At 66.6% G+C, this 26,833-nt stretch carries 28 protein-coding genes and 1 pseudogene; 15 read left to right on the top strand and 14 right to left on the bottom strand.

The features are described from left to right. Nucleotides 1-8: 8 nt before the first annotated feature. Entirely contained in the window at nucleotides 9-713 is a 705-nt protein-coding gene (locus tag SBP01_RS15935) for a redox-sensing transcriptional repressor Rex (protein ID WP_320536440.1), read from the top strand. Nucleotides 714-773: 60 nt separating this feature from the next. Here SBP01_RS15935 and SBP01_RS15930 read toward each other — a convergent pair whose 3' ends face one another. From SBP01_RS15930 to SBP01_RS15920, 3 genes are all read right to left on the bottom strand, one after another. Beyond that, nucleotides 774-1,607 (bottom strand): hypothetical protein, encoded by an 834-nt coding sequence (locus tag SBP01_RS15930; protein WP_320536439.1) that lies wholly within the window; start codon nucleotides 1,605-1,607, stop codon nucleotides 774-776. Between the two features lie 172 nt (nucleotides 1,608-1,779). Further along, entirely contained in the window at nucleotides 1,780-2,421 is a 642-nt protein-coding gene (locus tag SBP01_RS15925) for a hypothetical protein (RefSeq protein ID WP_320536438.1), read from the bottom strand. Nucleotides 2,422-2,555: 134 nt separating this feature from the next. Then, on the bottom strand, nucleotides 2,556-3,104 hold the full coding sequence (locus SBP01_RS15920; protein ID WP_275213256.1) for a YceI family protein: 549 nt from the start codon (nucleotides 3,102-3,104) through the stop codon (nucleotides 2,556-2,558). A gap of 195 nt (nucleotides 3,105-3,299) precedes the next feature. Here SBP01_RS15920 and SBP01_RS15915 point away from each other — a divergent pair, with 195 nt between their 5' ends. From SBP01_RS15915 to SBP01_RS15880, 8 genes are all read left to right on the top strand, one after another. Continuing rightward, on the top strand, nucleotides 3,300-3,980 hold the full coding sequence (locus SBP01_RS15915) for a histidine phosphatase family protein (protein WP_320536437.1): 681 nt from the start codon (nucleotides 3,300-3,302) through the stop codon (nucleotides 3,978-3,980). A 1-nt stretch (nucleotide 3,981) separates the two neighbouring features. After that, the gene (locus SBP01_RS15910) at nucleotides 3,982-4,596 is read left to right on the top strand and encodes a TlpA family protein disulfide reductase (RefSeq protein ID WP_275213258.1); all 615 of its coding nucleotides are present in this window, start codon (nucleotides 3,982-3,984) and stop codon (nucleotides 4,594-4,596) included. A 15-nt stretch (nucleotides 4,597-4,611) separates the two neighbouring features. Beyond that, nucleotides 4,612-5,367 (top strand): cytochrome c biogenesis CcdA family protein, encoded by a 756-nt coding sequence (locus tag SBP01_RS15905; protein WP_275213259.1) that lies wholly within the window; start codon nucleotides 4,612-4,614, stop codon nucleotides 5,365-5,367. Then, nucleotides 5,367-7,091, top strand: a complete 1,725-nt coding sequence (locus tag SBP01_RS15900; RefSeq protein WP_320536436.1) for a cytochrome c biogenesis protein ResB — start codon at nucleotides 5,367-5,369, stop codon at nucleotides 7,089-7,091. Before SBP01_RS15905 ends, SBP01_RS15900 begins: the two co-directional genes overlap by 1 nt. Continuing rightward, nucleotides 7,091-8,212: a c-type cytochrome biogenesis protein CcsB gene (gene ccsB, locus SBP01_RS15895; RefSeq protein ID WP_275213262.1), complete on the top strand. Its 1,122-nt coding sequence runs from the start codon at nucleotides 7,091-7,093 to the stop codon at nucleotides 8,210-8,212. The genes SBP01_RS15900 and ccsB overlap by 1 nt, the downstream gene beginning before the upstream one ends. Nucleotides 8,213-8,367: 155 nt before the next feature. Beyond that, a complete protein-coding gene (locus tag SBP01_RS15890; protein ID WP_320536435.1) occupies nucleotides 8,368-10,515 on the top strand; it encodes an Hsp70 family protein in 2,148 nt (715 codons plus the stop codon). Nucleotides 10,516-10,521: 6 nt separating this feature from the next. Further along, a complete protein-coding gene (locus tag SBP01_RS15885) occupies nucleotides 10,522-12,570 on the top strand; it encodes a LuxR C-terminal-related transcriptional regulator (RefSeq protein ID WP_320538369.1) in 2,049 nt (682 codons plus the stop codon). A gap of 75 nt (nucleotides 12,571-12,645) precedes the next feature. Then, nucleotides 12,646-13,134, top strand: coding sequence for an IniB N-terminal domain-containing protein (locus SBP01_RS15880; RefSeq protein WP_320536434.1), 489 nt, complete (start codon nucleotides 12,646-12,648; stop codon nucleotides 13,132-13,134). Nucleotides 13,135-13,137: 3 nt separating this feature from the next. Here the strand turns inward: SBP01_RS15880 and SBP01_RS15875 are convergent, their stop codons facing one another. Further along, nucleotides 13,138-13,539, bottom strand: a complete 402-nt coding sequence (locus tag SBP01_RS15875) for a PLD nuclease N-terminal domain-containing protein (RefSeq protein ID WP_320536433.1) — start codon at nucleotides 13,537-13,539, stop codon at nucleotides 13,138-13,140. 57 nt (nucleotides 13,540-13,596) lie between these two features. Between SBP01_RS15875 and SBP01_RS15870 the strand changes: the two genes are divergently transcribed. Then, nucleotides 13,597-13,911 carry a DUF4229 domain-containing protein gene (locus SBP01_RS15870; protein WP_275213268.1) on the top strand — a complete coding sequence of 105 codons (315 nt, stop codon included), beginning with the start codon at nucleotides 13,597-13,599 and terminating at the stop codon, nucleotides 13,909-13,911. A gap of 6 nt (nucleotides 13,912-13,917) precedes the next feature. Here SBP01_RS15870 and SBP01_RS15865 read toward each other — a convergent pair whose 3' ends face one another. The 6 genes from SBP01_RS15865 to SBP01_RS15840 form a co-directional block, all read right to left on the bottom strand. After that, the gene (locus tag SBP01_RS15865) at nucleotides 13,918-14,799 is read right to left on the bottom strand and encodes a 1,4-dihydroxy-2-naphthoate polyprenyltransferase (RefSeq protein WP_320536432.1); all 882 of its coding nucleotides are present in this window, start codon (nucleotides 14,797-14,799) and stop codon (nucleotides 13,918-13,920) included. Between the two features lie 84 nt (nucleotides 14,800-14,883). Further along, a complete protein-coding gene (locus tag SBP01_RS15860) occupies nucleotides 14,884-16,092 on the bottom strand; it encodes an AMP-binding protein (protein WP_320536431.1) in 1,209 nt (402 codons plus the stop codon). A 13-nt stretch (nucleotides 16,093-16,105) separates the two neighbouring features. Continuing rightward, nucleotides 16,106-17,059, bottom strand: a complete 954-nt coding sequence (locus tag SBP01_RS15855) for a 1,4-dihydroxy-2-naphthoyl-CoA synthase (protein WP_320536430.1) — start codon at nucleotides 17,057-17,059, stop codon at nucleotides 16,106-16,108. Nucleotides 17,060-17,080: 21 nt separating this feature from the next. Beyond that, entirely contained in the window at nucleotides 17,081-17,521 is a 441-nt protein-coding gene (locus tag SBP01_RS15850) for a VOC family protein (protein WP_320536429.1), read from the bottom strand. 82 nt (nucleotides 17,522-17,603) lie between these two features. Then, nucleotides 17,604-18,365, bottom strand: coding sequence for a CPBP family intramembrane glutamic endopeptidase (locus tag SBP01_RS15845; RefSeq protein WP_275213275.1), 762 nt, complete (start codon nucleotides 18,363-18,365; stop codon nucleotides 17,604-17,606). A gap of 37 nt (nucleotides 18,366-18,402) precedes the next feature. Then, nucleotides 18,403-19,653: an Nramp family divalent metal transporter gene (locus SBP01_RS15840; protein WP_275213475.1), complete on the bottom strand. Its 1,251-nt coding sequence runs from the start codon at nucleotides 19,651-19,653 to the stop codon at nucleotides 18,403-18,405. Nucleotides 19,654-19,707: 54 nt separating this feature from the next. On the opposite strand from SBP01_RS15840, the gene SBP01_RS15835 reads away from it, so the two are divergent. From SBP01_RS15835 to SBP01_RS15825, 3 genes are all read left to right on the top strand, one after another. Continuing rightward, nucleotides 19,708-19,905 carry a hypothetical protein gene (locus tag SBP01_RS15835; RefSeq protein WP_275213276.1) on the top strand — a complete coding sequence of 66 codons (198 nt, stop codon included), beginning with the start codon at nucleotides 19,708-19,710 and terminating at the stop codon, nucleotides 19,903-19,905. Continuing rightward, nucleotides 19,902-21,587 (top strand): ABC-F family ATP-binding cassette domain-containing protein, encoded by a 1,686-nt coding sequence (locus SBP01_RS15830; RefSeq protein WP_320536428.1) that lies wholly within the window; start codon nucleotides 19,902-19,904, stop codon nucleotides 21,585-21,587. Before SBP01_RS15835 ends, SBP01_RS15830 begins: the two co-directional genes overlap by 4 nt. A 235-nt stretch (nucleotides 21,588-21,822) precedes the next feature. Beyond that, nucleotides 21,823-23,283: an amino acid permease gene (locus tag SBP01_RS15825; RefSeq protein WP_275213279.1), complete on the top strand. Its 1,461-nt coding sequence runs from the start codon at nucleotides 21,823-21,825 to the stop codon at nucleotides 23,281-23,283. 104 nt (nucleotides 23,284-23,387) lie between these two features. On the opposite strand, the gene SBP01_RS15820 is transcribed toward SBP01_RS15825, so the two are convergent. Beyond that, entirely contained in the window at nucleotides 23,388-24,125 is a 738-nt protein-coding gene (locus tag SBP01_RS15820) for a dienelactone hydrolase family protein (protein WP_320536427.1), read from the bottom strand. A gap of 92 nt (nucleotides 24,126-24,217) precedes the next feature. Beyond that, nucleotides 24,218-24,394: a CsbD family protein gene (locus SBP01_RS15815; RefSeq protein WP_275213282.1), complete on the bottom strand. Its 177-nt coding sequence runs from the start codon at nucleotides 24,392-24,394 to the stop codon at nucleotides 24,218-24,220. Nucleotides 24,395-24,640: 246 nt separating this feature from the next. Here SBP01_RS15815 and SBP01_RS15810 point away from each other — a divergent pair, with 246 nt between their 5' ends. Then, complete coding sequence (locus tag SBP01_RS15810) at nucleotides 24,641-25,303, top strand: pentapeptide repeat-containing protein (protein WP_320536426.1); 663 nt, start codon at nucleotides 24,641-24,643, stop codon at nucleotides 25,301-25,303. Between the two features lie 23 nt (nucleotides 25,304-25,326). On the opposite strand, the gene SBP01_RS15805 is transcribed toward SBP01_RS15810, so the two are convergent. Next, nucleotides 25,327-25,560 carry a DUF6480 family protein gene (locus tag SBP01_RS15805; protein ID WP_275213284.1) on the bottom strand — a complete coding sequence of 78 codons (234 nt, stop codon included), beginning with the start codon at nucleotides 25,558-25,560 and terminating at the stop codon, nucleotides 25,327-25,329. An 86-nt stretch (nucleotides 25,561-25,646) separates the two neighbouring features. On the opposite strand from SBP01_RS15805, the pseudogene SBP01_RS15800 reads away from it, so the two are divergent. Continuing rightward, nucleotides 25,647-25,739: pseudogene (locus SBP01_RS15800) on the top strand (N-acetyltransferase); the annotation flags it as partial. Between the two features lie 59 nt (nucleotides 25,740-25,798). On the opposite strand, the gene SBP01_RS15795 reads toward SBP01_RS15800, so the two are convergent. Further along, a complete protein-coding gene (locus SBP01_RS15795; protein ID WP_320536424.1) occupies nucleotides 25,799-26,662 on the bottom strand; it encodes an SGNH/GDSL hydrolase family protein in 864 nt (287 codons plus the stop codon). Between the last annotated feature and the right edge of the window lie 171 nt (nucleotides 26,663-26,833).

The raw sequence follows: 26,833 nt of genomic DNA, 5'->3' as shown, positions 1-26,833 counted from the left end.
AGGGGAAAGTGAGTTCGCTGGATTCATCTCCCCGGGCCGTAAACGGGACAGTGGCGCCCGCCGGGGAGATCGCCAAACAGATTCCGCCCGCTGCGGTGGCGAGACTGACCATCTACCTGCGCGCCCTGAACACCCTGCTGGCCGACGGCGTGGAGCGGGTGTCCTCGGAGTCCCTGGCGGAAGCGTCGGGAGTGAGTTCCTCCACCCTCCGCAAGGACCTGTCCTACGTGGGCTCCTACGGGACGCGCGGCGTGGGCTACGAAGTGCAGTATCTGAGCCGCCATATTTCCGCTGCCCTGGGCCTCACCCACGACTGGAAAGTTGCCATAGTGGGGGCCGGCAACCTGGGCAAGGCCCTGGCCCGCTATGACGGCTTTGAATCCCGAGGCTTCGACGTGGTGGCGATTTTCGACGCCGACCAGCTCGTGGTGGGCAACGAGGTGGGCTGGCTGCGCGTGAGCGACGTCGCCGACCTGGAAACCGTGCTGCGCCGAACCGGCACCAACATGGTGGTCCTGGCGCTGCCGGCCGCGGTGGCCCAGGCGGTCTGCAACCGCGTGGTGGCAGCCGGCGTGCACAGCATCCTCAGCTTCGCTCCCGTCATGCTGCAGGTCCCCGACGGCGTCAACCTGCGGAAGGTTGACATGGCTACTGAACTGCAGATCCTGGCCTACCACGCACAACGGGCGCAGACCCCGGACCAGACCGCCTAGCCAATGGCTTGGCGGGGTCCGCGGGGTCCACGCCCGTAAGGTGCGGGTTACGGCGTAGACCTACTGCCCGTAGGGGTTGCCCGGCGTGGCGTAGGGGTTGGTGAACGGCTGCTGCTTGCGGAAGTAAGGAGTAGTGGTGGGCAGGTACAGCAGGACGATGGCCGCAATGCCTGCCAGCGTTCCCAAGGTCCCGAGGTTGGGAACCTGGAACAGGCTGAATACGGACAGGGCGGCGAAGATGGTCCCCAGGACCCTGGCCCAGTTTTTACCCTTCCGGACGAAGAAAGCCACCAATAGGTACATGGCGGCCCCCAGGATGGCGATGACCACCAGCATGCCGGCGAGAGCGCTCTTGAACTCTTCGAAGTTGAACTGAGCGCCGTTGGCGCCGCTGCTGCGCATGGCATCGTCGAAGGCCGCCCGCGTTGCCGGGTCATCGAGCATCGAGATCCCCATGAGCATGGAAATGACGAACACCACGGCGGCAGCGATCAGGAGCCAGAAGGAGACGTTGACCAGCTGGGGAATGCCGCCGGGCCCGGTGGCCTGCGGCTTCTCCGAGGGGTACTGGGCATAGGGGGACTGGCCGTACGGCTGCTGGCCGTACGCCGGGGGAGCAGGCTGGCCGAACTGCGGCGGGGTCTGCCCGTACGGCGGTGCAGCGGGCGCATTTTGTCCGTACTGCGGCGCGTTCTGGCCGTACTGTGGCGGGTTCTGGCCATACTGCGGGGCATTCTGGCCGTATTGAGGTGCGTTCTGCCCGTACTGTGGTGCGTTCTGGCCATACTGCGGAGCGTTGTCCGGCTGCGGGCTGTTCTCGCCATAGCGGGGTGCGGGCGGCTGATTGCCGGGCTCAGGCTCGTTCGGGACGGGAGGCGGGACTGGCGTGCTCATGAGCGGTCCTTTGCAGGTTGGAAGTCAGTTCGGCTGCTGGGTGCAGTCCACTGGCCCTGCCCCCAGTACGGCTTACTTCAACCGTACCCTCCGGCCGGGTGGCGGCGGGTCATTCCAAAGAGGTATTCCAGCCAGGCGGGAAGCCAGCGGGCGCGGTGCCTGCAACGGACGGCTACGCGCGGCCCCTGACGGCGGTGAACCAGGCCTGCGAATTGGGAAGCCACATCAGGACCGTCGCCGCGGCACTGATCAGGAACCCAAGCCAGTTGTTGCCTATGCCGCCGCCCACGCTGCCGCCGATCAGCGCCAGGACCAGGGAGACGGCGGCCACGATGGTCAGCGCCAGGCGGGCCCACTCCTTGCCGTCCTTCATCTTCAGGGCGAGAACAATCTGAGCCGCGGCCAGGGCGAGTGCCACCAGGACCAGCAGGAGTAGCAGGGCGGCCAGTCCCGGGGCGACGGTGAACAGGGCCAGGGTGGCAAGCAGCCCGAAGAAGCTACCGAGGACGCCGAGCATGCCGCCGACGAGCCAGATCCAGTAGGAGACCTTGAGTTCGAGGGGGAGTCCGGGCACGGTGAACATGCCGGCAAGACCGCCTCTGGGCATAACCTCGTTGAAGCTCCGCGGCGCGTCGGCGGGCCTTTGGAACGGGAATCCGGCCGGCTTTTGGTGGCCCTGCCGGTCCGGCGCGGGCTGCTGCCCCTGCGGGCGAGGGAAACGTTGCGGCGGTTCGTAGCCCGCGGGAGGAACGTTGCCGGCAGGTGGCTGGGCGCCGGGCTCCCGGGGCTGCGGTACGTCACTGGGGTTGCTCATAGGCCTCACTCTAGACGGCATATTGCTGCTGGCACCGGGATTCGGGGCGAACCAGCGCGGAACGGAGGGTTAAAGCACTGCGCCCGGCCGCAGGCTCCAGAGGGAGCCTGCGGCCGGGCGCAGTTTGAAAAGAATTATGCTGCGGGGGCGATGAATGCCAGCTCAAGGTTGACGGCAACCTTGTCGCTGACCAGGACGCCGCCGGCGTCGAGGATGGCGTTCCAGGTCAGGCCGAAGTCCTTGCGGCTGATGGTGGTTTCGGCGGATACGCCGGCGCGGGTCATGCCGAACGGGTCAACAGCCACGCCGTTGAACTCTGTCTCCAGGGTGACCGGACGGGTGACGCCCTTGATGGTGAGGTCACCGGTCAGCTCGTAGCTGTCGCCGGCGGCCACGAGGCCGTTGGAGACGAAGGAGATTTCCGGGAACTTCTCGACGTCGAAGAAGTCTTCGCCGCGGACGTGGCCGTCGCGGTTGGCGTCACCGGAGTCGAAGCTGGCGGTCTGAATGGTGGCGCTGATTTTGGAATCGGCCACGTTATCGGCAAGCTCCAAGGTTGCTGTTGCATCCTTGAACTGGCCCCGGACCTTGCTGATGCCTGCGTGGCGAACGGTGAAGCCGATTTCGCTGTGTGAGGGGTCGAGGGTCCAGGTGCCGGTGGTGACGTCTGCGGGAAGAGCCATGGTATTTCTCCTTGAAATTGTCGGGTGGTAGTTCCGGATAGGCTGATCAGTTGAAGTCTCAACTATCCGCTGCATCTACTATAAGCATGCATTTGCATGTTTTGTTCCATGTTAAGGAACTTTTTTCCCAGAGTTTCAGTTCTACGAAATGTAGAAGATTTCGGATCGCACGCCATCTTTGAGAAACTGGTACACATGCCCCAAGCCACTGTCCATCTGCTCCGCCACGGCGAGGTCCATAATCCCGACGGCGTTCTGTACGGACGGCTGCCCGAATTCCACCTCTCCGAGCTGGGCCGGGAGATGGCGCAGGTTCTCGCCGCGCACTTCGCCGACCGCGCCGCGCAGGGTGCCCGTTTTGTCTACCTTGCGTCCTCGCCGCTGGTCAGGGCCCAGGAAACCGCGGCCCCCGCCGCAGAGGCCCTGCAGCTTCAGATCCATACTGACGAGCGCATCATCGAAGCGGAAAACTACTTTCAGGGCATGAAGGTCACCAAGGCCGAGCTCAAAAGGCCAAGGCACTGGCCGCACCTGATCAACCCGCTCCGGCCGTCCTGGGGCGAGCCGTACAAGGAGCAGGCCGCGCGTGTCCGCGCCGCCGTTCAGGACGCCCGGCTCCGGGCGATCGAACTGGCCGCGGGCGACTACGGAACAAACGGCCCCGAGGCCATCATGGTCAGCCACCAGCTCCCCATCTGGGCCACCCGCCTCAGTGCCGAGGGCCGTCCGCTCTGGCATGACCCCCGCAAACGTGAGTGCACGCTGACGTCCATCACCTCCCTGGTGTTCGACGACGCCGGCGCCCTCCTGCGCGTCGAATACAGTGAGCCCGCTGCCGCCCTTCTCCCCGGTGCTGCCACCACCCCGGGGGCATAAGATGACGTCCAACCCGCGCCCGGCATCCCGCCGCGCCGTCCTGGCCGCGGGCGGTGCCGTCCTGACCGCACTCACCCTGGGGCTCTCCGCCTGCGCACAGGAGGATGCCCTCGCCAAGCAGGCGAAAGCCGGCGACAACAAGAACTACATCGCCGGCGATGGCTCCGTGACGGAATTTGCGGCGGCCGACCGCAAGTCGGCCATCGCCGTCAACGGCACCCTTTTCAACGGCACCACCGTCACGCCCCAGGATTTCCAGGGCAAGGTGACGGTCCTGAACTTCTGGTTCGCCGCCTGCGCGCCCTGCCGGGTGGAAGCGCCCATCCTGGAAGAGCTGCACCAGGAGTTCAAGGACCAGGGCGTGCAGTTCTTCGGCGTCAACCTCCGCGATGAAAAAGCCACCGCCGAGGCTTTCGACAAGACCTTCAACCTGACCTACCCCAGCTTCGACGACAAAGACGGCGGCGTGCTCCTGGCCGTCTCCGGGATTGTCCCGCCGGGCGCCGTCCCCACCACCCTGGTCCTGGACAAGCAGGGCCGGGTGGCCTCGCGTGTGCTGGGCGAAATCCAGAAGGGCACCCTCAAAGCCCTCATCACCGCCGCCGTGGCAGAGTAGCGGCGGCCCCGTACCGTGAACAGCCCCTTTGCCGAAACCATCCTGAACGGCTCCCTCCTGCTTGCCATCCCGGTCGCCCTGCTCGCCGGACTGGTGTCCTTCCTGTCCCCGTGCGTGCTGCCCCTGGTCCCCGGCTACCTCGGCTACGTGACCGGCCTGAGCGGAGTGGACCTGCAGAAGCAGAAACGCGGCCGGATGTTCGCCGGCATCGGGTTGTTTGTCTTGGGATTCTCGGTCATTTTTGTGCTGCTGGGCGGCGCCTTCGGCCAGCTCGGCACGCTCATCACCGGATCGCAGAACGCCTGGATCACCCAGCTCCTGGGCGTCCTGGTGATCATCATGGGCGTGGTGTTCATGGGCGGCCTGGGCTGGCTGCAGCGGGACGCCAAGATTCACGCGAAACCGCCGGCCGGCCTGTGGGGGGCGCCCCTGCTGGGCCTCACCTTCGGCTTGGGCTGGGCCCCGTGCATCGGCCCCACCTACTCCGCCGTCCAGCTGCTGAGCCTCTCCGGCGGCTCATCCGCCGCAAAGGGCGCCTTCCTGGCGTTCGTCTACAGCCTGGGCCTGGGCATCCCCTTCCTCCTGATCGCCCTGGCGGTCCGGCGGGGCATGGGCGTGATGTCCTTTTTCCGCCGGCACCGCGTGGCCATCCAGCGGATCGGCGGCGGCATCCTGGTGGTGCTTGGCCTGCTGATGGCCAGCGGCGTCTGGGGCACCTGGGTCACCGAACTGCAGTACTGGTTCCAAACTGATGTGAAGTTGCCGATCTGATGAGCGAGCGCGTGAAAGCAAAAACAAAATCCCCGGCCCCCGTAGCCGCTGCCAAGGCAAATACGGCCCTCCCCGTCCTGGGACCCCTGGGGATGCTCCGTTGGGCCTGGACCCAGCTGACCAGCATGCGCACAGCGCTCTTCCTCCTGCTCCTGCTGGCGGTTGCCGCCGTGCCGGGCTCGCTGTTCCCGCAGCGCCCGGCCAACCCGTTCGTGGTGACGCAGTACATCAAGGACAACGGGGACTACGGAAAACTGCTGGACACCCTGCAGCTCTTCGACGTTTACTCCTCGGCGTGGTTCTCGGCCATCTACATCCTTCTCTTCATCTCGCTGATCGGTTGTGTGGTGCCGCGCGCCATCGCCCACTACAGGGCTATGCGCTCCCAGCCGCCGCGGACCCCCAAAAGGCTCTCGCGCCTCCCCGAGTACGGCACCCTGGTGGTGCCCGCCGACGCCGGCCTCCCGGCGTCGGACGCCATCCACAGTGCCGCGGGGCTGCTCCGGAAGCGCGGCTACCGCGTTGAGGTCAGGGACGACGACGGCGCGCGGCCGTCTTTGGGTGCCGAGCGCGGCTTCGCCAAGGAGGTGGGGAACCTGGTGTTCCACACCTCGCTGATCGGCGTCCTGGTGTCCGTGGCCGTCGGCGGCCTGTTCGGTTACAGCGGCCAGCGCATCCTGGTCGAGGGCGATACGTTCGTGAACACCCTGGTGGGCTATGACCAGTTCACCCCCGGCACCAACTTCCAGTCCAGCCAGTTGCAGCCCTACTCCATCCAGCTGGACAAATTCGATGTCACGTTCGACCGCGAATCCCCGGGCAAGTTCGGCCAGCCCATCGACTTCAACGCGCAGGTGACCACCAAGGAAAACCCTGACGCACCCGCCAAGCAGGAGGTCCTCAAAGTCAACGACCCCGTCACCCTGGGCGGCACCAGCATCTACCTCACCGGCAACGGCTACGCCCCCGTGGTGACCATCCGCGACGGCGCCGGCAATGTGGCCATGCAGGGCCCCGTGGTAGCCAAGCTCCAGGGCGAGAACTACTACTCGTCCGTGGTCATCAAGGTCCCCGACGCCCGTCCGGACCAGCTGGGCTTTGTGGGCTTCTTCCTGCCCACTGCGTTCGTCACCGACGCAGGCGTTTCGTTCAGCGGCGATCCGGACCTGTTCAACCCCCAGCTGACCCTGAACTCCTACTACGGGGACCTTGGCCTTGACAACGGTGCACCCCAGAACGTCTTCGAACTGGACGTCAAGGGCCTGACCCCGCTGAATAACCGGACCCTGGCGGCCGGCGGCATCACCCTGGCGCCGGGCAGCACCCACACCCTGCCGGACGGCAAGGGCAGCATCACTTTCGACGGCGTGAAGCGGTACGTCGGGGTGGACATCCACCACAACCCCGGCCAGGTCGCCGCCCTGATCTTCGCCCTGCTCGCCGTGGCAGGACTGATCGTCTCGCTGTACGTCAACCGCCGCCGTGTCTGGATCCGCACCGGGACCCACGAGGACGGCCGGACCATGGTGGAATACGGGCTCCTGGCGCGCGGCGAGGATCACCGGCTGGCCGCCGAGGCGCAGTCCATCCGCAAGCTCCTCTCCGAAGAGTGGCAACTCGAAGTTTCCGATTCCACCCAGCAAATTCCCAGCCGCCAGGGCGATAATGGCGCAGACTCCGTCACCACTCCCACCGGCTCCGCCGGACCCACAAAGGACCAGTAATGCCTTTCGTCATTAACGAAACCATGGGCGCATACAGCGAACTGCTGATGCTGCTCGCCGCCGGCACCTACACCGTGGCCTTCATCGCCTTCGCCTGGGACCTGGCGAAAAGCAGCAAGGCGTTGCGCGCCATCGACCTCAAGGCAGCGGACGCTGCAGGGGCTGTTGACGAGGCCAAGGTCCCGGTGGCTGCCGGAGCAGGCGCTTCGCTTCACGCCGGCGCTTCAGCGAACAGGGTGGATTCGCACCTGGCCGGGCCGGCGGGGAGGGCTGAACGACCGTCGTCGTCCGCCGCCAAGCAGGCCGGTGCAGGGTCCCCGGCGGGACAAACGGCCGACGCCGACATGCGCTACGCAGCCGAACGCCGCGTCCCGGCGCGGGTTGCGGTGGCCCTGACCGTGCTGGGTGTCCTGATCCACGGCGCCGGCGTCGTGACGCGTGCGCTCGGTGCCGGCCGCGTGCCGTGGGGCAACATGTACGAGTTCCTCACCACGGGTGCCTTTGTGGCGGTAGCCGTGTTCCTGCTGGTGCTGATCCGCCGCGACCTCCGGTTCCTGGGCACGTTTGTTGTTGGCCTGGCCATCGTCATGCTGGTGGCCGCCTCCGTCGCGTACTGGACCCCGGTGGGCCACCTGGTGCCGGCCCTGCAAAGCTACTGGCTCATCATCCACGTCTCCATCGCCGTCATGTCCTCGGCGCTCTTTACCCTGACCTTTGCCATGTCCGCGCTGCAGCTTGTTCAGTCCCACCGGCAAAAGACCATTGCCGCCGGCGGCGCCGACAAGCTTGGCTTCATGCGCCTGGTGCCTTCCGCCCTGAGCCTGGAAAACCTCTCCTACCGGATCAATGCGATCGCCTTCATCGGCTGGACCTTCACCCTGATGTTCGGCGCCATCTGGGCTGAAAAGGCCTGGGGCCGGTTCTGGGGCTGGGACACCAAGGAAGTCTGGACCTTCGTGATCTGGGTGGTCTACGCCGGCTACCTCCACGCCCGTGCCACCCGCGGCTGGACAGGCACCCGGGCCGCCTGGCTGTCGATCGTCGGATACCTCTGCGTGGTCTTTAACTTCACGATTGTTAATCAGTTCTTCAACGGCCTGCATTCCTACTCGGGCCTCTGAGCAGGGGTTTTATTCGGGTCCTTCCGAGCGCCGGCATGATACACCTCGCGATGTCCTAACGAGGCTGTCGCCCGGCAAGCGGTGATGCTACCTTGGTTGAAGCTCGTCCGTGATGAAGCTCGCGGATCGGCCAGCTGCATTGTTCTGAGGTACCCATGAGCTACGTTCTCGCCGTTGATATCGGGACCAGTTCCACTGCCGCCGCCATTGCCACCCTGGACCACAATGCCTCGGCCGTCCCCGAGGGCCTGCCCTTGGACCGCGGCGGAAACGCGGTCCCTTCGGTGGTGTACTACCCCGAAGAGGGGCCGGTCCTGGCAGGCGAGGCTGCCGAGCGGCTCGGCCTGGAGGACCCCGGCCGGTTAGTGCGCGGGTTCAAGCGCCGGCTCGGAGACCCTGATCCGTTCGTGGTGGGAACACTGTCCCTTCCGGCTGAGGAAATCTTTGCCACCATGGCCCGCTGGGTGGTGGACCGGGCCGAAGAACGCGAGGGCGATCTGCCGGCGGAAATCGTCATCACCCACCCGGCGTCCTGGGGAGCGCCCCTGACCTCCGCCGTCCTTGCGGCCCTCGCCAACCAGGGCCTGCACAACGTCACCCTGATTACCGAACCCGAAGCAGCCGTGCTGCATTACGCCTCCCAGGTGCGGGTGGAGGACGGCAGCACCATCGCCGTCTACGAGCTGGACGGCGGGACCTTTGACACGGCCATCCTGCGGAAGACCGGCGAGGGGCACTTTGAATTACTGGCCAGCCCGGGCGGCATCGAAGGACTCGGCGGGGCCGACTTTGACGCCGCGGTACGGCGCGACGGGATCAAGGACCACATCGGAGCCACCGTTGATGCCCTCGGACGTTCGCTCGAAAGCCTCGGGCTCGAACCCGAGGACCTAACGGCGGTGCTGCTGGTCGGCGGGTCTCCAAGTATTCCGTTGGCGGCGCAGCTGATGTCGGAACAGCTGGGCCGGCCCATCGTGTTCGATGCCGACCCGCAGACCTCCATCTGCTTCGGTGCGGCCGCGGCTGCAACACGGGTTCTACCGGCAATGGCGGCCGAACCTGCTGACGCGGCTGACGCGGTGCCGGGAATCCCGGCGCCGGCAGATGTAGCTGTTGAGCCGCATGACCCCCAGGGCCGTGCCAGCTTGTCCTCCGAACCCGGGGCAGCCTTCGGCTCGTTGACTGGCACCGCCGCCGTCGGCGACGGTGCCAGGGGGATTCCTGCCGGGAGCGCCCACCACGACCATGCCCATGCAGCGAGGGGCGGGGCCCATGCCCCGCGACCTGCCGTGCGGCTGACTGCAGTGGCTGCCGGTGCCGCCCTCTTCACCATCCTGAGCGCCGCCGCCGCGCAAAGCCCAGGCGGCCTGAGCAACATCACCGCCATGCTCGTGCCGGACGCCACGCCCTCCCAGTCGGCCCCGGCGGCTCCCGGCGCCCTCGGCGCGGCCGGCGCGGCCGCGCCTGCAGCCGTGGCGCCGGGAGCCGTGGCGCCGGGAGCTGAGGAACCGCCCGCCGGCATTGAAGCCAGCGCCAGGCCGGCGGTCCCGGCCGCCCCGGCAGCGGGCATAGAGGCAGGGGCGGCCCCTGGTAACAGGCCATCCACCTCGGCACCCCCGCCCAACTCTTCGACACCGGGAGGGGCCGTGGGGTCCACGCCCGGCGGCTCCGGCACGGTAGGCGGCCCCATCTTTGTGGCCGGACCGGGAACTCCAGCGGTACCGGGAACGGCGCCGGCGCCGGCTCCGGCACCGGCACCGGGAACGACGCCCCCGGCCTCGACGACCCCGCCCGGCACGACCCCGCCGGTGACGACGCCGCCTGTGACGACTCAGCCTCCGGTGACGACGCCGCCTGTGACGACTCAGCCTCCGGTGACGACGCCGCCTGCGACGACTCAGCCGCCGGTGACCACCCCGCCGGTGACGACTCAGCCGCCGGTGACCACCCCGCCGGTGACGACTCAGCCGCCGGTGCCGGTGGTTCCTGCACCGACGACGGTGGCCCCTCCTCCGGCTCCGGTGGTTCCTGCGCCGACGACGGTGGCACCTCCGCCAGCCCCGGTGGTTCCTGCACCGACGACGGTGGCACCTCCGCCGCCTCCGGTCATCCCCGCCCCTCCGCCGGCCCCTGCGCCGCCTCCGGTGGTCCCCGCGCCGACGACAGTTGCCCCCGCGCCCGCCCCGGTGGTTCCTCCGCCGGCCCCGGTGGTTCCCGCACCGACGACGGTCGCCCCCGCGCCGGTGCCGACCACCATTGCGCCGGCTCCGTCGGCTGCTCCGACCACGGCGCCGGCAGCGTGACGCGTGATGCCCCACCAGGCCACACCGGCCGAGGAAGCATCAGCGCCCCCGCATCCCCACCAGATTGCCAACCAGCTTCGAGGGGAGAACGCGGCAGTCCGTGAACTGCTCCTGGCCTTGTCGGTGGGCTTCACGCTGCCGGGACCACTTCCGGAGGAACTTGAACGCAAGATGGCCGACGGCCAGGCGGAGGGCATGGAAGCGTTAGTGGCCCGGGCGGAAGCGTCCGGGCTTCTCCAACCCGGCGGCACGGTGGCGAGTGCCGTTCAAAAAGCCGTGCTGACCGCCACGCCCACACCGCGCGTCCAGGCACTGCAGCGTGAACTGGTGGGCTGTTACGCGGCCGAGGACCGGCCCTTGGGTGAGCTGGCGCGTGAACTGGCACGCAGCGGCCTGGCCGACCAACGGGTGGCTGCTGAACTCGAAAAGGCCGGGGACCGCGCGCTGGAACACCATCCGGCGCTTGCCGGCCAGCTCTACGACGAGGCTCTGCTGGCCGGGGCCGACGAAATGGTCACCGCTGCGCGCCGCGCCCAGTCAGCATGGGCCACAGGCGACCTTGATTCCGCCGGGCGGATCATTGATACGCTCCTGATATGCCCTGATCCGCCGGATCTCCAGCGCGGTGCTGACGTCTCGGCCGCCGTCTGGGCACAGCGGGGGATGCTGGCGCGTAGCGCGGATGTCTACAGCTGGCTCGGTCCGGAACGGGTGGGACCGTCCGGTCCGGCCGCCGCGGTGGCGCTGATCGGCCACGGCAACCGGGCAGGTGCCGAGGCGATGTTCCCCGCCGGCTCCGCGCCGTCGTCGCCCACGTTCCTTGCCGTGGCGCAGGCCCAAACGGCCACAGGCCTGATGGAATCGCTGTCCGCCGAGCCGCACCGGGGACTGCCGCTCCTGATCCATGCTTCAGACACGCTGAACGCCTCCGGAGCAGCCCTGCCCATGCCGGACGTGCCCGGTGCGCTGGCCGCGCTGGTTGCCCTTCACAGCGGCGAGCCGCATCTGGCCGAAGCCATCGCGCAGACAGCCGCAGCCGCCGGCCAGGGAGGGGACGCCGTGAAGCCGCGGCTGTTCCTGCTTCAGGCGTGGGCGGCCATGCAACAGAACAACCCGGACGAGGCGCGGCTGGCCATTAACGAAGCCTCAAAGACCAACCACTGGCCGCTGGTGCCCCGGGACGAGTTCCTTGGCGTTGCCCTGGAAGTGGGGCTGGCGCGAAGAAGCGGCGAAGTCCACGGCCTGATCCTGGCTTGGGAACGCGCCCGCGAAGCAATGCTGCACACAACCGTGGACCTCTACAATCTCCTTCCCTGGGGGGAACTCATGATTGCGGCCGCCCGGCTCAGGGAGACCAGGCGGATCTCGCACTACCTCGAGGAAGCGTGGAAACTTCTGCGGGACCTGGACAATCCGCCGCTGTGGTCGATACCCCTGCACTGGGCTGCCGTCCAGGCGGCACTGCTGAGCGAAAGCCCTGCCGACGTGGCGCCCCACGCCGCGGCCCTGGTCCGGGCGGGGGACAACAGCCACTTTGCCTCTCAGCTGGCCTCCGCGGGGAAGGCCTGGGTATCGGTGCTCGCGGGGAGTTTTAGAGCCGCGGACGTTGAAGCCGCCGCGCGCGGTTTGAACGCTGTCGGGATGCCCTGGGAGGGTGCACGGCTTGCCGGTCACGCCGCTGCCCGGGCAGATGAGCGCCAGGACATGCTGCGCCTGCTTTCCTGTGCGCGGGACCTCCATCCGCAAGGAAACTCACCGGGCGCTTCGTCCGAAGGGCAGCCTGAAGTCCGCGGTGCGCCCGGCAGTGCGCAAGGCAGTGGGAATGGTGCCGTCCGGCCGGACGCCTCGGTGCTGAGCGAACGGGAAAAGGAAGTGGCCAGGCTGGTGCTGGAAGGCAAGACGTACCGGGAGATCGGGGAAACCATCTACATCTCGCCGCGCACCGCCGAGCACCACATTGCCCGCATGCGCCGCCGTCTGGGCGCCGAAAACCGCTCCGACCTGCTGGTCAGGCTCCGCCTTGCCCTCGAAGCAGAGAACCCCCCAGACGAGTGATTCCCGTGCCGCACCTATGGGCGCGGTCTCCGTGGCCGGGCGGCCCACCAATTGAGAAGATGGGAGGACCATCAAATGCCTACCCTTGCCAACGGCCTTGTGGTGTTCCTGATGAGCCTTTTCAGAAACCGGGAGGCTGCGCAGGAATTCCTGGCCGATCCGGAACGTGCCCTGGAAGACGCCGGTCTTGGCGGCGTGGGCCCTGCCGATGTCGATGCCGTCATGCCGGTGATCGTGGACTTCGCACCCATCACCGTGGACGCATCGTCAGCGGACCGGTCATACACCAATGGCGGCAATGTCGCTGCTGCGGGCCGTGGCGGGGCTGTCGCCGTCACACCGCCTCCTGCCGACGGTCATCACGGCTATGATCACGACCACGAGCACGCCGTCCGGCAGCTGACCAACGTGGTGGCCACCTACTCGTGGACCTCATCCGTGGACGACCGGGACGCCGTCACCGAGCCGTCAGCCAACCGGAACATCTGGGCCGACGGAGATGTCACCCAGTACTTCGAGAACAGGTCCACGGACGAATCCACCGGCGGGGGTGCCGGGGTATGAGTCCTACTTCACGTCGCCGGTATCGTGCGTGTCTGCCTCTCCGGTGCCGTCGGATCCGGAGCCGGCAGGGCCGGTTTCGCCTTTGGACTCCAGCTCATCCTTGAGCTTCTTGAGGCGGGCGGCTTCGGCCTGTTTGCGGCGGCGGATCTCGAGGTTCCGGAGGAAATCGGGATCATCATCCGGGGCGGTGGGGCCGCTGTACTGCCGGGGGGCCGGGGCGGAACTCCTGGGACGGCCGATCAGCAGCCACAGGACCGCACCGATCACCGGCAGGATGATCATCACCACGATCCAGGCCGGCTTGGAGATGCCACGGGTCAGACGGGCGTCAGTGCGGATCACGTCCACCAGTCCATACACAAAGATGACGAGTACTGCGACGGCCAGAACCACACGGAAGAGCATGCCATTAAGTCTATCGTCCGCAGGCGGCTGGCGTTCAGGCAGGGCGGCTAAACTTGGATGGTGGCTTTCCTGAAATACTCCCTGATCCGGCTGGCGCTGTTTGCGCCGCTCTTTGTGTTGTTTATGTTCCTGCAGTTGGGGGCGGTGCTATCGGTGATCTGCGCCGGGCTCATTGCCTTTGCGATCAGTTACCTGTTCTTCCAGAAGCAGCGCGACGACGCTACCGCTTCCCTGCACCACCGGTTCTCCGGCAAGGCCAAGCCCCTGCGCAGCGCGGGTGAGGTTGCTGACGCTGACGCGGAGGACAAGCTCCTGGACAGCAACCCGGATGTCACCATCCGCACCAGCACGCCCAAGACGCCCGAGGCCTAAAACCCGCTAGAACCCGTGGCTGAGGACCAGCCCCAGTGAAAACAGCACGCTGTAGCCAAGGTTGATCAGGCCGGTCTGCTTGAGCACCGGGATCAGGCTCTTGCGTTTGCGGCCGTTGATCATCAGCCAGGCAGGCATCAGGCAGGCCGGGATGAGGAGCAGCACAATCAGGATCCAGGGCCGCCCGGGCGCCAGGATCACCACCAGCAGGATGGCTACGGCCAGCATCAGCACGTAGCTTTCACGGGCGTGCTTGTCACCCAGGCGCACGGCGAGGGTTTTCTTGCCGGCCTGGATGTCCGTGGGGATGTCGCGCACGTTGTTGGCCGTCAGCAGGGCGCAGGCGATCAGGCCCGTGCCGATCGCGCCGATGACGGCCGGAAGGCTGATCTGCCCGGCCTGCGTATACGTGGTGCCGAGCGTGGCCACGAGGCCGAAAAAGACAAAAACAAACACGTCGCCCAGGCCCATGTAGCCGTACGGGTTTTTGCCGCCGGTGTAACCCCAGGCGGCCATGACGCACCCGATTCCCACCAGGATCAGCCACCAGCTCTGGGTGATCACCACCAGGGCCAGGCCGAACAGCATGGCCAGGGCGAACGTTCCGAACGCGGCGTACTTGACGTGCTCGGGCTTGGCAGCGCCGGAGCCCACCAGCCGCAGCGGGCCCACACGGTCCTCGTCGGTGCCGCGGACGCCGTCGGAATAGTCATTGGCGTAGTTCACCCCGACCTGCAGGAGCAGCGCCACCAGGGCGGCCAGCACGGCGTTGACGGGACGGAACGAATCCAGCTCGTAGGCCGCTGCGGTGCCGATCAGCACGGGGGCGATGGCGGCCGGCAATGTGCGGAGCCGGGCGCCTTGGATCCATTGTGCGGCTGTGGCCACGGTGAGTACCTCGTGTTGGGTCGGGGAGTTCGGTGAAACGGGTTGCGCGCCGGCCGCCGCTGGGGCGCCCGGTGCAGCTCTACTCTACTTTCCCTGATGCAGGGCGTTGAGCCGCTCGATCATGGCCAGCCGGTCCGGCTTGCCGTTGGGGAGCATCAGGAGCTCCGGTGCGGCCAGTATGGTTTTGGGCGCGAGCAGTCCGAGCCGCTGATGCCACTCATGTTCAAGCACGACGGCGTGATCCCCGGTGGGGGAGCCTTCCGCTGCGCCCGTGCCGGGCACGGCGCTGTCCGTGCCGCCGCCTGCCAGCGCAACGTAGGCGGCCACGGCCTGGCCCCACTCCGCGGACGGAACGCCGGCCACAAAAGCCGCCGCGACGCCGTCGGACTTTTCCAGCTCTTGTTGCACATGCGCGGCGGAGACCTTGACGCCGCCGGTGATGATCACGTCATCGGCACGTCCCAGGATGGTCAGCCGGCCGTCCGCGTCGAGGGTGCCAAGGTCATTGGTGCGGTACCAGCGGACGCCGTCCTCCTCGTAGAACGTGTCCGTGCTCTCGGGCGCGTCGAGGTAGCCGGCGGCGATGGTGTCGCCGCCCAGCAGGATGCGGTCGTCCTCGGCGATCCGGACCTCAACGCCGGTGAGCGGCACGCCGTCGTACACGCAGCCACCGCATGTTTCGGCGGAGCCGTAGGTGGTGATCACCTTGAGGCCCGCCTCCCGCGCGGCGGTCAGCAGCGCGTGCGACGCCGGTGCGCCGCCCAGCAGGATGCCATCGAACCGGCGCAGGACCGCAAGGGTATCCGGGGACGGCGATTCCAGCAGGCGCTGCAGTTGGGTGGGCACCAGGGACGTGAACCGGATGGGGTCCGTCAGTTCCAGCGCGCCGGCCGTGAACGCCGCCGGAGTGAAGCCGCCGGACATGTCCATGACCCATGGCCGGGTGCCGGCAAACAGCGACCGGACCAGGACCTGGACGCCGGCCACGAACTGCACCGGCAGCGCCAGCAGCCACTGGCCCTCGCCCTGGAGGGCGAGCGCAGTGGCCATGGAAGAGGCCGCCAGCGCTTCCACGGTCAGCACCGTGGCCTTGGGCGCCCCGGTTGAGCCGGACGTCCGCACCACGGCCACAGCGTCATCGCAGCCCGGCGTCTCCGTGTGCCCCACCACCAGCTCACCGTCCGGGTTTACGGAAAGTTCGACGGCGGGACCCTCACCGCGGAGCGCGGCGGCCAGCGCGGTGAGCGCCGGTTCGATGTCCAGGGGCCCGATGTTCTGGCGTCCGATGTTCATGTGCCGTCCTGCCTTAGAAGTAATGCGGGAAGCGGGACCAGTCCGGGTCGCGTTTCTCCAGGAAGGCTTCCTTCCCCTCCACGGCCTCGTCCGTCATGTACGCCAGCCGGGTGGCTTCGCCGGCGAAGACCTGCTGGCCGGCCAGGCCGTCGTCGGCGAGGTTGAAGGCGAACTTGAGCATACGGATGGCCTGGGGTGACTGGCGGGCGATGTCCGCGGCGTATTCCAGGGCCACGTCCTCGAGCCGCTCGTGGTCCACGGCCTCGTTTACGGCGCCCATGCGGACCATGTCCTCGGCTGAGTATTCGCGGGCCAGGAAGAAGATTTCCCGGGCCGCCTTCTGGCCGATCTGGCGCGCCAGCAGCGCGGACCCGTAGCCGGCGTCGAAACTTCCCACCGTGGCGTCCGTCTGCTTGAACTTGCCGTGCTGACGGGAGGCGATGGTGAGGTCCGAGACCACGTGCAGGGAGTGCCCGCCGCCGGCGGCCCAGCCGTTCACGACGGCGATGACCACCTTGGGCATGGTGCGCATCAGCCGCTGGACTTCCAGGATGTGGAGGCGGCCGGCGCGGGCGGGGTCAATGGTTTCCTGGGTCTCGCCGTCCGCATAGCGGTACCCGTCGCGTCCACGGATCCGCTGGTCACCGCCTGAGCAGAAGGAGTGGCCGCCGTCCTTGGGGGAGGGCCCGTTGCCGGTGAGCAGGACGGTGGCCACGTCCGGCGTCATACGGGCATGATCCATCGCGCGGTAGAGCTCGTCCACCGTGCCGGGGCGGAACGCGTTCCGGACTTCGGGGCGGTTGAAGGCAATCCGGACGGTGGGCAGATCCTTGGCCACGGTGCCGTCAGCGGAGCGCTCCACCTGCCGGTGGTACGTCATGTCCTGGAAGTCATCGAAACCGGAGACGGTGCGCCAGCGGGTGGGGTCAAAGACGTCGGACACCTTGGCGGGAATTTGGTTGCTCACCGGACAAGTCTAGTAATCGGGTCAGCTGATGCAGAACTCGTTGCCTTCGGGATCGGCCATGGTGTGCCATCCGTGCGGGCCTTCGTGGGCGGACCAGAGGAAGGTGGCCCCGCGGGCTTCCAGTTGCTTCCGGACCTCATCCTTGTCCAGGCCGTCCAGGCGGACATCCCAATGGACACGGTTCTTGACGGTCTTTCCTTCTGGGACCGCCTGGAACAGGACCCGGTGGGCGGGTGCCTTTGCCTCGAGTTCCTCCACCGGGCGGATGGCCTGCCCTGTTCGCCACACAAGTTTGCCGCGGTGGATGAGGGTTTCCTCCTCCGTGGCGTAGCCCTGGCTGATCATGGAGCGGATGAAGGCCTCATCCTGCGGCTCCACGGCCCAGCCCAGGGTTTCCGCCCACCAGTCGGCGAGCTCGTGCGGGTTCTTACTGTCCACCACCATCTGGATCTTCAGTCCCATGCCACCAACGTACGCGCGGCGGCTCGCCGGCGGCTAGGGGAGGGCGCCCCCTCCTCCCCGGGTTGCTTGGGTTGGCCAGGACTTAGGGCTGGGCCTGCTGGAGCTGCTCGAAGAGCTCCGGGGGGATGGCATAGATAAAAATGACTGCGAGGAGGTTCTTCGCCGCGTGCACAAAGTAGGAGAACATCAGGTTTTTCCCGGTCCACACATACACAAACACCAGGGTGGCGCCCATGGCCAGATAGGGCAGCAGCGCCGGCAGCGTGATGGCTTCCTGGCCCACAATGTGCAGGGCGGCGAACAGCACCACGGACAGCGCGCAGCACACCCAGATGTTGACCCGGCGGCTGAGCTTGCCGATCAGCAGGTGCCGGAACATGTATTCCTCCACGAACGGGCCCACGATCACCACCACCGGCACCATCAGCCAGGCCGGGACCTGCTGCATCAGGTCCTGCAGCCCGGCCTGGTTCGCGGAGGTCTGCACCCCGCCGGCCGCCGCCACCACCAGCGCCGTCAGAATCATCATGGCAATGACGGCCGCGGGAACCATCATGAGGGTGAACCACGGCCGGGTGGCCAGCACCCGCAGGTCCCTGGCGATGACCCGCCGGGCGGCAATCACCGCCAGGATCCCCACCGATCCGTAGAAGAGCAGGTTCACCCCGTAGGACGCAGCCGCCGGGCTGGGAGCCAGCTGGCGCAGGAGCGGGGCGAGCAGTTCACCGGCGACAGCGAACAGTCCGGCCACGGCCACATACAGGCCGATGGTGCCGAAATCCAGGGGTGAAAACCGGTACAGCTCAGGCTGTGGAGCGGGTGGACGCCGGTGTGTGGTTGTCATGCATTCAGCTTAACTTCCGGGCAGGGATCCCGGACGGTCAGGTTTGACCCGCGATGGTGAGGGTGATCAGGACACAGTTCAGGACAACAATCAGCGCCGCACTGGTCCAGCCCGCCATCTTCAGCGGCAGGCTGTCCGCATGGATGCCCATGACGTCCCGTTTTCCGGTGAGCCGGATGAGCGGGATGAGGGCGAAGGGGATGCCGAAGCTGAGCAGGACCTGGCTCAGCACCAGGGCCAGGGTGGGCTCGATCCCGGCGCCGAGGACCACCAAGGCCGGCAGCAGGGTGATCACCCTCCGGGTCAGCAGGGGAACCCGGACCCTCAGCAGGCCGCCCATGATGGTGGCGCCGGCGTAGCAGCCCACCGAGGTTGAGGCCAGGCCCGAGGCCAGCAGCCCGATTGCGAACACCACCCCGATCACCGGGCCCAGCGCCGAGGTGACGGCGGCGTGGGCGCCGGCAATCGTGTCCGTGCCTTCAATGCCGCGCAGGCTTGAGGCTGCCAGCAGGAGCATGGCGATATTGACTATCCCGGCGAGCAGCAGGGCCCCGGCGACGTCGAAGCGGGTAGCCCTGATGAGCCGGGTCCGGACGGCAGGATCCTCGGAGAAGCCGTGCCTGTCCCGGGCCAGCGCCGAATGCAGGTAGATGGCATGCGGCATCACGGTTGCCCCGAGCATGCTGGCGGCGAGCAGGACAGTGTCCGTTCCTTCAAACCGGGGGATTAGGCCGTTCAACGCGCTTCCGGCGTCGGGCGGATTCACAAACAGCCCCGAGACAAAGCCGATGGCGATCACTCCCAGCAGGACCAGGATCGCGTACTCAAACGACTTCTGACCGCGTGAGGACTGCAGTGCCAGCAGCAGCATCGATGCCAGGCCGATGATGATGCCACCGGCCAACAGCGGCAGCCCGAAGAGCAGGTTCAGCGCCACGGCACCGCCAATGACTTCCGCCATGTCCGTCGCCCCCGCCACAACCTCGGCCTGGGCCCAGTACAGGCGGCGCCGGCGCTTCCCCAGGCGCCTGCCCATGATCTCGGGGAGGCTCATGCCCGTGGCCAGGCCCAGTTTGGCCGACTGGTACTGGACCAGGACCGCCATGGCGTTCGCCACCACCAGGACCCAGACCAGCAAGTAGCCGTAGCTGGCACCCGCCGTCAGGTTGGCGGCGACGTTCCCCGGGTCCACGTAGGCAATGGCGGCGACAAACGCCGGCCCCATCAGGAGCAGGCGCGACCATCGACGCCCTGCAGCGCGCCGTACCTGAAGAGTGGGTATAGCCATCATGGTCCTCATCATCGGGGCGAACTGATACCACCAAGATAGCCTAGTTTAGGCATGCCGAAAACATTTATTTCGGGAGTCCATATTGACCTGGTGCACCCGTTCAGGGCAGGCTGGACCGATGAAGTCCTGAACATGGCCCGGCACGGTCCGGACCGCCCCTCCCCACATCCAGCGCCGCCGTCGAGCTTCACCCGAACCTGTATCAGCTCCGGCGCCCCCACTGCGGAAAATCTCAAGGACTTCTCGTGACTGAACACCTCAATCTTTCGGCCGTTTCCCACGGGTACGGCGACCGGCTGCTGCTGGACGGCATCAGCCTGGTCATCACTGCGGGCGAGCACGTGGCAATCGTGGGTGAAAACGGGGCCGGGAAATCCACCCTGCTGCGGATCCTGGCAGGTCTTGAGACTCCCGAGAAAGGCACCGCCAGCAGCCACGGCCGGGTGGGCTACCTTGCCCAGACCCACGGACTGCCGGAATCCTTCACTGTCGGGGCCGCCATCGACGCGTCCCTGGCCTCACTCCGGGCGATCGAGGCGGAGCTGGACCGGCTCGAGGCCGGCCTGGCCGACGCCGAGGACGAGGAACTCGAGACCTACGGCCGGCTGCAGACCGAGTACCAGCTGCGCGAAGGCTATGCCGCCGAATCCAGGGTGGAAGCGGCGCTGGACCGGCTGGGACTGGGCGGCCTGGACCGAAACCGGCTCCTCGGCTCGCTCTCCGGCGGTGAACAGGAACGCGTGGCGCTGGCCTGCGTCCTGGCCGACCCCGCGGACATCCTGCTCCTGGACGAACCCACCAACCACCTGGACTCCCGCGGCACGGCATGGCTGGAGGACCGGCTGGCGGCGCACCGCGGCACCGTGGTGGTGGTCTCCCACGACCGTGTGCTGCTCAGGAAGGTAGCCGGAACCATTATCGAAGTGGACGCTGAGCGCCGTGCCGTCACCCGCTACGGCAACGGCTATGACGGGTACCTTCGGGAGAAGGCTGCAGAACGCGAGCGCTGGGTCCAGCAATACCACCAGTGGATGGATGCCATGGAGGCTGAACAGCGGCAGGCGGACACCGTGGCCGGGAAGATGGGGTACGCCCGCAAACGCGACGGCGACAAAATGGGTTTCGACTTCAAAGCCGGCACCTGGCAGAAGGCGGCCACCAGCAAGGTCCGCAACGCCCAGGAGCGGCTCCGCCGGCTTGAGGCCAGCCCGGTGGACCGGCCCCCGGTGCCGCTGCGCCTGAACGCGGACCTGGCCGTGGAGCCCGCGGAGCCGGCTGCCTCCACCGGCCTGATTGAGCCTGCGGCGGCCCTCTCCGTCCGCGCGGTGAGTGTGCCCGGCCGCCTGCAGCCGACGGATCTTGAAGCCTGGACAGGAGACAAGATCCTCATCACCGGGCCCAACGGCGCCGGCAAGTCAACGCTGCTGTCGGTGCTGGCCGGCGCCCTGGAGCCCGCTCACGGGACCGTGATCCGCCCCGGGCGGATCGGCTACCTGCAACAGGAACTTGAACTGCCCGAGCGGCCCTCCCTCCGGCTGCTGCCGGCCTTCGCGGCGGGGCTGGGCGGCAACATCGACGAACACGCAGAGGCCCTCCTCCGCCTGGGCCTGTTCCGGACCAGCGAGTTCCACGTGCCTGTGGGCAGCCTGTCCGCGGGCCAGCAGCGCAGGCTCGCCCTCGCCCGCCTGCTGCTGGGCGGCTTCAGCACCCTGCTGGTGGACGAGCCCACCAACCATCTGGCGCCCGTGCTGGTGGAGCAACTCGAGGAAGCGCTCGCGGACTTCTCCGGGACCCTGGTGATGGTCAGCCACGACCGTGCCCTCCGCGACTGGTTTGCCCGGAATGCGAAGAAGAGCGAAAAATCCCGGACCGGCGAGGCCGGCCGGTGGATCCGGTACTCGATGGACGGCGGCCTGCTGGCCCGGGCCTGAAGGAGGCGGTCCATCTCCGCAGCCGAACCGCTCACCCCGTACAGCGGGGAGACCGGCATTTGGCGGAACATTATTCTGCACCTGAGGAAATGTGCCAGCAATAATTCAGCTTAAATCCTCCTGACTGTTGCTTGGGTCACGAACACGTAACGGCGCCTTGTAAGATTGGAAGGCCGCGCGGGCCCTCGATGCCGGGATCCTGTGCTGGCCATCCCCGACTCCTCAAGGAATTGCCGTGCCTCAAAGTACCCCCACAGAACTTAAGAGCCAGACGGCCGCACCCACCGCCGTCGACTCTTCCCTCAGCGCCGAGGGCTACAAAAAGACCCTGGGCCGGCGCCACGTCACCATGATCGCGATGGGCGGCGCAATCGGCGTCGGCCTCTTTATGGGCGCCGGCGGACGCCTTGCCTCCACCGGTCCCGCGCTGATCTTCTCCTACGCCATCGCCGGCGTGATCGCCTACCTGCTCATGCGTGCACTCGGCGAGCTCATCATGTACCGCCAGACCTCCGGCTCGTTCGTCAGCTACGCCGGGGAAATGTTCGGCAAAAAGGGCGCCTTCCTGTCCGGCTGGATGTACTTCATCAACTGGGCCATGACCGGCATTGCCGAACTGATCGCGATCGGCCTGTACTTCCAGTTCTTCTTCCCCAACGTCCCCGTGGAGTTGTCCGCCATCGCCGCGCTGGTGCTGCTGGTGGCCGTGAACCTGCTCAGCGTCAAAGCGTTCGGCGAGTTTGAATTCTGGGCGTCCTGCCTGAAGGTGGCGGCGATCGTCACTTTCCTCGCCGTGGGCACGTTCATGGTGGTCACCAACGCCAAGGTGGGCGCCGGCCACGCCTCGGTGAACAACCTCTTCCACGACGACGGCGGCATGTTCCCCAAGGGCGCCCTGGTCATGATCCTGGTGCTCAACGCCGTTATTTTCGCCTACAACGCGATCGAACTGGTGGGCATCACCGCCGGTGAAATGGAGAACCCCGAACGTGAGGTCCCCAAGGCCATCCGCGCCGTGGTGATCCGCATTGTGGTGTTCTACGTAGGTTCCGTCTCGCTGCTGGCCATGCTCCTGCCCTCGGACCAGTACCACGCAGGGACCTCACCGTTCGTGACCGTGTTCGGCCAGATGGGCCTGGCCTGGATGGGTGACGTGATGAACATGATCGTCATTACCGCGGCGCTGTCCTCCTGCAACACCGGCCTGTACTCCATTGGCCGGATCTTCCGCACCATGGCCAACAACGGGCACGCGCCGCAGTGGCTGACCAAAATGTCCTCACGGCACGTGCCCTACGCCGCGATCCTGGCCATCGCCGCCGTGTACCTCGTGGGCATCCTGCTGAACATTTGGCTGGGCGGCTCCCACGCGTTCGACCTGGCCCTGAACTCGGCCTCCATCGGCGTGATCTTCACCTGGGGATCGATTTTTGCGAGCCAGATCGCGCTGCGGAAGAAGAAGGGCAAAGTATCCTCCCTGCCCATGCCCGGCTCGCCCTGGACCAGCTGGGCGGGGCTCGTGGCGCTGCTCGCCATCACGGTGCTGATCGGTTTCGACACGATGACCAGTGAAACCGGCGAGGTCTTCATGCTGGGCCTGTGGACCCTGGCCACCATCCCCTTCTTCGCCCTGGTCCTCTGGCTGGGCTGGCAGAAGGTCAAGCACAACGAGCCAAAGAGCGAGCTCTTCAGCTAGGGCTTTCCTGCACTGAGCGCTCAAGCAGCCGGGCGCTCAAGCAGTACGACGGCGGCGGGTCACCCTTTCGGGGGCGGCCCGCCGTCGCCGTTAAACCCCGCCCGTTACGGAGCGTCCGGTGCGGACAGGTAGCGGGCGAAGTGGTCCTCGATCCGCTGCCAGGCCTCCGGTGCCGAGTCCGGGTCCGGTCCGACGCCCATCACGCGCATCAGCGGCCGGAGCACCGCCGGCCCTTCCTCGGTTTCGTTGAGGAATGAATGGCCGGCGGTGGGAAATTCCTTGACGCTGTTCTCAATGCCCAGGTTGTCCAAGGCCGTTTCAAGCTTGGCGGCCGCGCCCTTGAGGCCCTTGTCCTTCCCGCCGAAGTTGGCCACGATGGGGCAGGCCCCGCGAAGGGCACCCTCCAGATCGCGGGGCAGGCGTCCGTAGTTGACCGAGGCCGCGTCGAAGCCGTCGCGCGCCACCAGCAGGGCGAACCCGCCGCCCATGCAGAACCCGATCACGCCGGTTTTTCCCGTGGACAGCGGCGACGCGGCCAGCCAGGCCCGGGCGGTGGAAAGGTTGGTGAAGACCCGGCCGGTTCCCGTCATCATGCTGCGCATGGTGCTGACCAGGCAGCGCCGGGCGCCGCCGTCGGTGAACAGGTCCACCGCGAGCGTCAGGTATCCGGCCCGGGCCAGCCTGTCCGCATGGGCGCGGATCTGGTCATTGAGCCCGAACGCTTCGTGGATCATCAGGACGGCAGGGAACGGGCCCGCCCCCGAGGGGGTGGCCAGATAGCCGCCCAGTGCGGGCGAACCTCCGGCAGCGGCACTTTGGGCACTGAGGTCGACGTACGTCATGGGCCAAGAGTAGCCGCCGCCCGGGGGTAAAAGGGCAAAAGGAAGGCGGTGGATCCCCCATGAGGATCCACCGCCGACCAGTTCTTGAAGGACTAGTCCTTTTTGAAGGTGTCCTTGACGTCTTCGCCGACCTTCTTTGCGTCAGCCTTGACCTGGTCCGCCTGGCCTTCGGCCTTCAGACGGTCATTGTCGGTGGCGTTTCCGGCCGCTTCCTTGGCCTTGCCGCCCATGTTTTCCGCTTCGTTACTGATCTTGTCTCCGAGGCCCATCGCTGGCCGCCTTTCGTTCGCGTTGATCAAACAATGCGTTTTCACCATAACACAAAGCATGCTTATCATTTCAAGCCCCCGGTCCCTGCTGCCCGATGTCATGGTCCCCGGCTAGGCTCGATCCATGAATCACACAAAGAGCCGGACCCGGCGCACCCGTGCGCGTCACTCCCGTGCGCGCCACCCCCGTGCGCGTCCGGAGGCTTGGGCCGGCACCCCGGGCATTCCTCTGGCGGAAGCCCGCTAATGGCGTCCAAACTGCCCAAAATCGTGGGTCCCCGCCTCACGGAAGTCCGGCTGGAGGACCTGACCGAGGACGCCGCCCCGGATTTCCGCCGGGGTGAGAAGTACGACGGCGTCCAGTTCAGCCGGGTGGCTGCCGACGGGCTCGAACTGAGCGGCACCGATTTTGCCGAGTGTGAGTTCCAGGGCGTCTCGTTCAACGACACCCAGCTCCGCGGGGCAGGCTTCCGTGACTGCATCCTGTCCGAGCTGTATGCGCCGGTGTTCAGGGCCGCCCGTTCCACGTGGCGTGACGTGCATCTGAACAACCCGCGGCTTGGATCCGCTGAACTCTATGAGAGCGGCTTGCAGTCCGTGCGGATCGACGGCGGCAAGCTGGACTTCCTCAACCTGCGGGGATCCAAGCTGACGGACGTCCTGATCACCGATTGCATCATCAACGAACTGGATCTGGGGTCCGCCGCGGCAACTCGGGTGGTGCTGAAGAACTGCACCCTTGGGACGCTTGATCTCACCGGGGCACGGTTGAAGGACTTTGATGTCCGCGGCACCGATTTCCGGACCATCAGCGGCCTGGGGAGCCTGGCCGGCCTGGTGATCGATGACTACCAGCTGACACTGCTGGCCCCGCTCCTGGCCGGGCATCTGGGTATCCGGGTGGTGTAGGGGCCGGTCAGTCGCGGGTTTGGTCAGTCGAAGAAGCCCACGATGTAGCCGATGAAGAAGAGCAGGAACAGCAGCACGCCCGCGGCGATGGCCGAGATCCAAAAGATCTGCATTGCCTTTCCCGAGCCCCTCACCACGGGTTCGTGCGTGCCCGCCACCGAGCCTTCGCCCGGCGGTGTTTCACCGGGCGGAACGCCGCCGCCGGGTTCCAGGCCCGTGATCTTGTCGTCCTGCGGATCGGGGTTAGGTCCAGTCACAATAACTCCCTCGGCTCGGCATGGCGCTTCAGTCCTGGTTATTCCCTAGAGTAACCGCCGCCGGTTGGCGGGCCTAGGCTGATGCTGTGACTTTTCTTGAACCTCTCACCCTGACCGGCAGGCACGTCATCCTCGAGCCCTTGGCCCACGATCACCACGACGGGCTCGTGGAGGCGGCTCGAACACAGGCTCGCCAAGCACCCGTAGGGGTGCTTGGCGAGCCGGTGTCGAGATTGGGCTATTGGCGGGCTAGCTGGGCCGGCTTGGCCGCTTCCATAAGCGCTGAAGCATAGCCTAAGGAATGCCCGGCCTTATTCGGGTGCAGGTTCGTGGGATCTACGAAGTTCCCGTTGAAAACGATCCATGGATCACTGGAGTTGGCTTCGTGACCGGCGAACCTGCCCGTCATATCAACAAATTGAGCACCGGCACTTGTGGCGGAGTATGCAATGACGGAGTTCAAAGCGTCGGTGGCCGAAGTTATCGATCCCAGGGCTACCTGGTCAATACCAGGGACACCCACGGCGGCATCGAAGAGGTGGGGATATCCGAGGACAACGATCTTCGCGGTTGGCGCTGCCATGCGGAGAGCCTGATAGGTGACCATAAGCTTCGAAGCAAGCCCGGCGAATTTACCTTCGGCATTTGCTATCGCGGCGCTGCAATCCGACAACGGATTGGCGCAGGCAACGAATACTGAACTGAAGTCCACATCATTGGCTCCCGCGGTGATGCTGACAAATTTGGCTGCGGAGAGGGCGGCGCTGCTGTCACCAATCTGCTCAAGGACGGTAGGAATGGGTGAGACATCACCTTCGTCCGTCAATAGTGCCCCGTGGCAGGCTTTTTTTGCCAGGAAGTTCACGCGGCCCGTGTTGCCGACAATGTCAACGTAGCCGCCTTTGGTTTGGACGCAATTCGATGTCGGTGAGAACGGCCCGGCGCCTGTCCCTGCTGAGTAGGAATCTCCCAGCGCAACATAGTCGGCCTTAGGCGGCGGCGCTGCCTCGGCAGGGCCTGCTGCAAATCCCAGAACCATGGTCAGGGTGGCGAGGTCGGCTGCAAGAGCCGCGCGCCGCCGTCGTACTGTTGTTGTTGCCATCGGATTTCCCCTCAGAGTTATCAATTGGACGAGCGGCACAAGCGGGTAATGGTTACCGTACGCCCCATGCACCCCACCCGTCACTGGGTGGCTGTACTCGACTTTCCAGGTGCCCGACTACGCATGAGTACGGGCATCGGCGCATGCAGCCGGAAGCGGCATTGTGGTTAG

This window comes from Pseudarthrobacter sp. IC2-21 (genome assembly GCF_034048115.1).
GTDB lineage: Bacteria > Actinomycetota > Actinomycetes > Actinomycetales > Micrococcaceae > Arthrobacter > Arthrobacter naphthalenicus.
Note: the sequence above shows the minus strand (reverse complement) of the source record. Positions and strands in the feature narration are given on the sequence as shown.